The sequence below is a fragment of the Pseudomonas sp. PDM31 genome (assembly GCF_019218965.1).
In the GTDB taxonomy this organism is placed as follows: domain Bacteria; phylum Pseudomonadota; class Gammaproteobacteria; order Pseudomonadales; family Pseudomonadaceae; genus Aquipseudomonas.
The window spans coordinates 35283-41872 of record NZ_JAHUWS010000020.1; the positions used below are offsets into that span (position 1 = coordinate 35283).

At 55.3% G+C, this 6590-nt stretch carries 6 protein-coding genes and 1 tRNA gene; 3 read left to right on the plus strand and 4 right to left on the minus strand.

Going from position 1 to position 6590, the window contains the following annotated elements; all coding sequences use genetic code 11:
• Window positions 1-37: 37 nt before the first annotated feature.
• Complete coding sequence (gene mgtE, locus KW839_RS26850; protein WP_060539745.1) at window positions 38-1480, plus strand: magnesium transporter; 1443 nt, start codon at window positions 38-40, stop codon at window positions 1478-1480.
• Between the two features lie 101 nt (window positions 1481-1581).
• Here mgtE and KW839_RS26855 read toward each other — a convergent pair whose 3' ends face one another.
• Window positions 1582-1908: an Arc family DNA-binding protein gene (locus KW839_RS26855; RefSeq protein ID WP_003178899.1), complete on the minus strand. Its 327-nt coding sequence runs from the start codon at window positions 1906-1908 to the stop codon at window positions 1582-1584.
• 111 nt (window positions 1909-2019) lie between these two features.
• Between KW839_RS26855 and KW839_RS27845 the strand changes: the two genes are divergently transcribed.
• Window positions 2020-2142 (plus strand): hypothetical protein, encoded by a 123-nt coding sequence (locus KW839_RS27845; protein ID WP_256352867.1) that lies wholly within the window; start codon window positions 2020-2022, stop codon window positions 2140-2142.
• Window positions 2143-2311: 169 nt separating this feature from the next.
• Here KW839_RS27845 and KW839_RS26860 read toward each other — a convergent pair whose 3' ends face one another.
• Together KW839_RS26860 and KW839_RS26865 are read right to left on the minus strand one after the other, a co-directional pair.
• A complete protein-coding gene (locus tag KW839_RS26860) occupies window positions 2312-2491 on the minus strand; it encodes a PA3371 family protein (RefSeq protein ID WP_060539746.1) in 180 nt (59 codons plus the stop codon).
• 20 nt (window positions 2492-2511) lie between these two features.
• The gene (locus KW839_RS26865; RefSeq protein ID WP_218425988.1) at window positions 2512-2748 is read right to left on the minus strand and encodes a hypothetical protein; all 237 of its coding nucleotides are present in this window, start codon (window positions 2746-2748) and stop codon (window positions 2512-2514) included.
• Between the two features lie 291 nt (window positions 2749-3039).
• Here KW839_RS26865 and KW839_RS26870 point away from each other — a divergent pair.
• A tRNA-Arg gene (locus KW839_RS26870) sits at window positions 3040-3116 on the plus strand.
• Between the two features lie 261 nt (window positions 3117-3377).
• On the opposite strand, the gene KW839_RS27940 is transcribed toward KW839_RS26870, so the two are convergent.
• On the minus strand, window positions 3378-5603 hold the full coding sequence (locus KW839_RS27940) for a M10 family metallopeptidase C-terminal domain-containing protein (RefSeq protein ID WP_218425989.1): 2226 nt from the start codon (window positions 5601-5603) through the stop codon (window positions 3378-3380).
• Between the last annotated feature and the right edge of the window lie 987 nt (window positions 5604-6590).

The following is a 6590-nucleotide window of genomic DNA, read 5'->3' on the forward strand; positions in this document are numbered from 1 at the left end:
TTCCGGCGCACCCCGCTGCTGGGAGTGGAGTTCGCCTATGTCTGAAGTTGAAGTAAAGAAAACGCAGGAAAGCTTGCAGGATCGCCTGGCCCAGGTGATCGAATTGCTGCAGCGCCAGCGAGTTGTCGAAGACCTGACTCACCGCCAGGAAGGCCCGCATCATGACCGGGTCGAGAACCTGGTTCACCGGCAGAACCTCGTCGAGTTGCAGCGCAAGCTCGATGATCTGCACTCCGCCGACGTCGCCTACATCCTTGAAGCCTTGCCGCTGGACGATCGTCTGACGCTCTGGCAACTGGTCAAGGCCGATCGCGACGGCGACATCCTGCTCGAAGTATCCGACTCGGTTCGTGAAACCCTGATCGCCGACATGGACGATCACGAGCTCCTGGCTGCGGCCAAGGACATGGATGCCGACGAACTCGCTGACCTGGCCTCCGAGCTGCCGCGAGACGTCGTCCACGAGCTGATGGAGTCGCTGGACCAGCAACAGCGCGAGCGCGTCCGTTCGGCCCTGTCCTACGACGAGGAGCAGGTCGGTGCATTGATGGACTTCGAGATGGTGACCATCCGTGAGGATGTCAGTCTCGAAGTGGTGTTGCGTTACCTGCGTCGTCTCAAGGAGCTGCCGGGCCACACCGACAAGTTGTTTGTGGTCGATTACGACGGTGTCCTCAAGGGCGTGCTGCCGATCAAGCGGTTGCTGGTCAACGATCCGGACAAGCAGGTAGCCGAAGTGATGGCCAGCGATCCGGTGAGTTTTCACCCGGACGAAGATGCCTACGACGCCGCCCAGGCGTTCGAGCGTTACGACTTGATCTCGGCCCCTGTGGTCGACAAGAACGGCAAGCTGATCGGCCGTCTGACCATCGACGAAATGGTCGACCTGATTCGTGAAGAGAGCGAAAGCGAAGTTCTCAACATGGCGGGTCTGCGCGAAGAAGAAGATATTTTTGCCTCGGTCTGGAAGTCCCTGCGTAACCGTTGGGCCTGGCTGGCGATCAACCTGATTACCGCGTTCGTGGCCTCTCGAGTGATCGGGCTGTTCGAAGGGTCGATCGAGAAGCTCGTGGCTCTGGCGGCATTGATGCCAATCGTGGCGGGTATCGGTGGCAACTCGGGCAACCAGACCATCACCATGATTGTCCGGGCCATGGCCCTGGATCAGGTGAATACCGGCAATACCTCCCGCTTGATGCGCAAGGAACTGGCGGTTTCGTTGATCAACGGTGTGATCTGGGGTGGGGTTATCGGTGTCGTGGCCTTTCTGCTGTACGGCAGTTGGTCCCTTGGGGTGGTCATGACGGCCGCCATGACGCTCAACCTGTTGCTGGCGGCGCTGATGGGGGTGCTGATTCCCATGACCCTGGCACGCCTGGGGCGCGATCCTGCGATGGGTGCCAGTGTGATGATCACGGCAGTCACGGACAGCGGCGGCTTCTTCATCTTCCTCGGGCTGGCGACGATCTTCCTGCTCTGACCGGCCTTGCCACAAAAACCCGCTCCGGCGGGTTTTTTTGTGCCCGAAATCCAGGCAAAAAAAAGCCAGCGATTAGGCTGGCTTTGGGCGTTCGGGTTGGATCAGGAGGCGTCGGCGGCCATTTCGGCGTCGTGCGCGATCAGCGAAACAAGGGCGTTCTGCTGGCGATGGGATAGTTGGCGAAAGCGCTGCAGCAACTCGCGTTCGTGCAATGACAGCTCAGGGCTGTCCAGGCGCATGCTCAACTCTTCTCCCAGTGCGCCTTCCTGAATAAGACTCTGCTCAAGGCGCGCAATGATCTCGGAGTTCATACTGCGATGATGATTGCGAGCCACCTCGGCAATGCGTTCACGCATTCCGTCTGGCAGACGTACGACGAACTTGTCAGCCGTACGGCTGGAATAAATTGCCTGTTTCAATGGGCGCATATATTTAACCGGTTTAGTTCAGGGGAGCGGTTTTGGGGATTGACCGCAGGATGTCTGGTAGGACAAGCACTATGGCCAAATGTTCAACCTGAATTGATAGAGGCGCGCATCATGCCTCAAATTAGCCAGATCATTGGCGTCAATTCTGTGACAAATATTGAGCCGGGTAAAGGCGTTCTGCCAGCACTGATTATCAGAAATGCGGACTGGTTTGAAAAGTTCGACCGGTTCTGATCGCCTACTGCATTATTGGCCGGACCAACGGTTGGCAAAAAGGGTCAGGTATAAGGATTCGGCCACTGTTCCTCCACCTTTACAGGATAGTGGCAAATGGCCGATTTGCTAGGGTTGGCACTATAGGGATGGTGAATTCAGGACGGACGGCTGGCGGGCGGGCGTGGTGTCAGCGTAGCACCGGATCGAACTTGATCTTGCGTCCGGCTATCAGTGCCAGCACGAACAATGCTGTGAACAAACCGCAGGCAATCAGGGGCAGGGTGATGACCATCTCTTCGGTCAAGGACAAATGAAGAATGCCGCTCAGTAGGGCGAGGATGAAAAATCCTGCGGCTGATTTGGACATGTGTTGCTCCTGATGGGAAATCAAAATACCAAACGTTCAGACGACGGCGCCCGCAGCAGGGTGTTCTCCTGGCTGACGTCCTGAACGGCAGAGTCGCGGTCGCTCATCACCGCCAACTGTGGTGCTTTTTGCAGCTGCAGGAAATGCGGAATGCGTTGGGCCACCACCGCCTCGACTGCACCGTTCTCGGGAATAAGTTGCAAACCCACTAAAACCGTCAGAGCGATCGCGTTCGCGAGTAAAAGGACGCTGTTCATCGAGCTGGCCTCCGTCGTTCTTGTGAGAACAGCAGAAGCAGCTCGCATGCCAGAGTCTATCGGCATTTAAATGCTTTAAAAACAATCAATTAAGATATTTGCCGGGCAGGCGGGGGTTGCAATTTGCAATGATGGCTTTTTGCGGTGATGCAAATTGCACGGTAAACAAGTCAACATCGGAATGGGGCTGCTGCCTACACTTAAAAAGCCTACGGACGACATGACAAAAGCATGCCTGGCCGTTAACATGCACGCCGTCTATCGCTGCGCGATTCTTCGCCGGCGACTTGTGTCTCAGTAGCTCAATTGGATAGAGCATCCCCCTCCTAAGGGGAAGGTTGGCAGTTCGAACCTGCCCTGGGACACCAATATTTACTGATGGTTAGCAGTGAAATTTGCTGATCAACGCGACTCATGCCAGCAAGGTAGCAGCGCAAGTAAAAAGGCCCCGGCTTCACAGCACGGGGCCTTTCTCGTTTTCAGCCTTCAAAAATTCCGGAACCTGGTCAGCAGGTTCCGGATTTTTCTGCTGATCAAGGATTCGTCAACTTCCTGAGCTGAACAGCCTTGATCAATTGTTACGGTCGTTCAGCACCTTGGTTCGATGAGGGGCTATTCGCCCCCCACGCTCAAAGTATGAAGTCCGAAGTTGAGAGGCTGGTGACACCGGTGATCTGAATGGCGAACTCGGCGGCGTTGTCCGCATCCGTGTTGCCGTAGAGCACGCCATTGGCAATCTTCAATTGCCCGGCAGCAGTAAAGGCTGTCGTGCTACCGATGATCGCGCCAAAGGCTTCATTGGCGGTCGTGGCGGTGTTGGCATCCAGTGTCGACAGGTCGATCTTGTCGCTACCGCGGACGAAGTCGCTGATGACATCCCAGGTGGAGCTGGTCGTTCCCGTTTCCAACAACGAATTGAAGTCGAAAATATCGCTGCCAGCGCCGCCGATGAGGGTGTCCTTGCCCAGTCCGCCCGTTAACACGTTGGCTGCCGCATTGCCTTTGAGCGTATCGGCGTAGCTGGAACCGGTGAGATTTTCGATGGAGATGAGGCGATCGACACCGGCACCGAGTGTGTTCTGCGAGGCAGTGGTAATGTTCAGGTCGACCTTGACCGCAGAAGTTGCCCCCTCGTAGGTAGCCGTGTCCACGCCGCTACCTCCGTTCAGGGTGTCATTGCCAGCCGCACCACGCAGGACGTCATTACCAAGTCCACCACTGAGGGTATCGTCGCCGTTGCCACCATCGAGGCTGTTGTTATAGGCATTGCCCACCAGGCGATCGTTCGCGTAACCGCCAATAACGTTTTCGATATTGAGAATTCGATCATCTTCGTAACGGGATGCCTGGACACGCTGATCGCCGGTGAGGTTGAGATCGACGTTGAGTGCTAATCCCTCTGCTGCGTAGGACAGGGTATCGATGCCCTCACCACCGTCCAGAAAGTCGTCGCCAAGGCTGCTGAGCAGCAAGTCATTACCGGTGCCGCCCGATAACACGTCTGCTCCCAGGCCGCCATTCAGCGTATCGTTGCCGACGCCGCCCTTGAGGATGTCGTTGTTGTCGCCACCATCGAGCTTGTCGTCGCCGATGCCGCCCTCGAGTGTGTCCTCACCATTGCCACCGAACAAACTATCGTTACCGCTGCCACCCACCAGCAGGTCGTAACTATCGCCCCCCTCCAGGGTGTCAGCGCCGCCTTCGCCGAACAGGCGATCGTGGGACGAGGAGCCAACGAGACGGTTGTTGCCAAGGCCGCCGAACAAATCGCTACTGCCGGTGGCGAACTGATTTGTGTTGGCCGTGCTCGTATTGAGGAGCAGGCTGGACGTTGTCAGGTTGGCGACCGAAACTCCCGTGAGCGTCAACTCAGCCGAGTAGCCGCCGTACCAATTTGTGATGACGTCGCCACCTTTGTTGTCCACCGCATCAACCAGGCGCTTGAGGCTATCGATATCACTGATCCCGAGCGTACGGAAATCGAGCTTGTCCTGCTCTGCAATACTGAAATCGATGACTCGGGTCGCGTCGTAGTAATTGCTCGCCCGCTGAGCGATGAATACGTCGCTCCCAGCCCCCCCGATGAGCTCGTCCCTCCCAGTGCCACCGTTCAGGATATCGTTGCCATTACCGCCTTCGAGCACATCTTCATCGGCACCACCGTTCAGGGTATCGTTGCCGGCACCACCGACCAAAAGGTCATTCCCATTCATTCCAAAGAGGGTGTCATTGCCGCTTTCGCCAAAAAGGCGATCGTAGGACGAGGAACCTGTAAGCCTGTCATTGCCGAACCCTCCGAACAGGTCGCTCCTTGAGGTTGCGGTCAGCGTATCGTCTTTGACGGTCGTATTGAGAAGCACATTGGATGAGTCCAACTCCTCGATCCCGGTGGCCCAAAGATCGTTCAGCGTGGTCGTCGAATCATAACCGTTAGTTTTGATTGTAAAAAAAAGCTTGTCATTGTAATCGACTTGAAATAGGCGATTAAGCGTCTCGACGTCGGAAATACCGAGCTGACGAAGATCCAGCCGATCTGCGGACACGTCAAAATCCGTGATGGTTTGCCCTATATAATTGGCTCCACGATTTATGACGAAGGTATCTGCGCCTGCGCCGCCTGTAAGGACGCTATTACTGCTGGTGCTCGCGTCCAGGATATCGTTGCCGTTGCCGCCATTCAGGTTGTCCGACCCAGTGCCACCATAGATCGTATCGTTACCATCATTGCCATAAATGGTATCGTCACCAATTCCGCCATAAATAACTTCGGCGATGTTGGCGCCATAAATAATGTCATAGCCGGTGGTTCCATAAATGGTGGACCCGTTTACCGTCCTTCCATTAACTGTTGCCATTTAGACTCTCCTGTCTTTATTTTTGAAAAAGCGGCTTGTGCCACGGGCTGAACTTCAAGCATTAATTCGAGGCGCAACCTATCCTCATCTGCCAACATTGGGGCTAGCCAAGTTCGATCCATAGTCGACTACTAGATGTCTCTATGAAACCAAGGGGAGTGAGTACCCGTTCACAGGTGGCTGATGGCGAGTAGGGGTGTAAATTGACCCTGCTTCCATATTGAGTCTGGAAACAAAATGCCCTGTACATTGGTGACGTAGAAGTTTTTTGACGCAATCCACCACGCCTGACTACTCTGGCCGCATTGTTCGGAATGGGTAAGCAGCGATTTTTTCGGCTGTTACTCCTCATGCTCCTCATGCGGCCCCTATGCCGTATAATATCAAAACGATATCACCGGGGGTATGGATTCTGTCAAGTGGATTGCGCACGGAGGATGGAAGGCGTTCAGCATCGCTTTCCCATGCCTGGGAAGTCGCTTGATGGTCTGGATAAAAGCAGCAGCAGGGTAGAGCGGGCAAGAAAGTACTCCTCTGCTCTATCAGGATTAGAGGACTAGGTGTGAAGTCGCCAGACCGGTAACCCAGAAGCGCTCGGTCGACAGGCCAATCGTGTTGCTACCCCGCACGAAGTCGTTGATGGGGCGCGACAGCTGCCGATTCCGTCGTCGAGTGAGTAGGCTGCATCGTGCTGGACAGTGTTAGCCAGGTCGTTGCCGAGGTGATAAGTCAGCCTGGTGTCGAACGCCGGTGATTTCGCTCCTTCTATATAGAGGGGGCTTTTGGCTTCTCTCTATAGGTGGAAATCGGGACGTTTTGCCGCTTTCTGCAAGTTATTGATAGAAAAGCAATATCAACGCTTGACGGCAGATTCTGGAAGCCTATAATTCGCCCCACTTCCGGCGCAGTCGAAACGGAAAACTCCTTGGTAAACAATGAGTTACGCAGTTTTCGACAGCAAGTTGCTTCAGTTCATCGAAGCCGAAA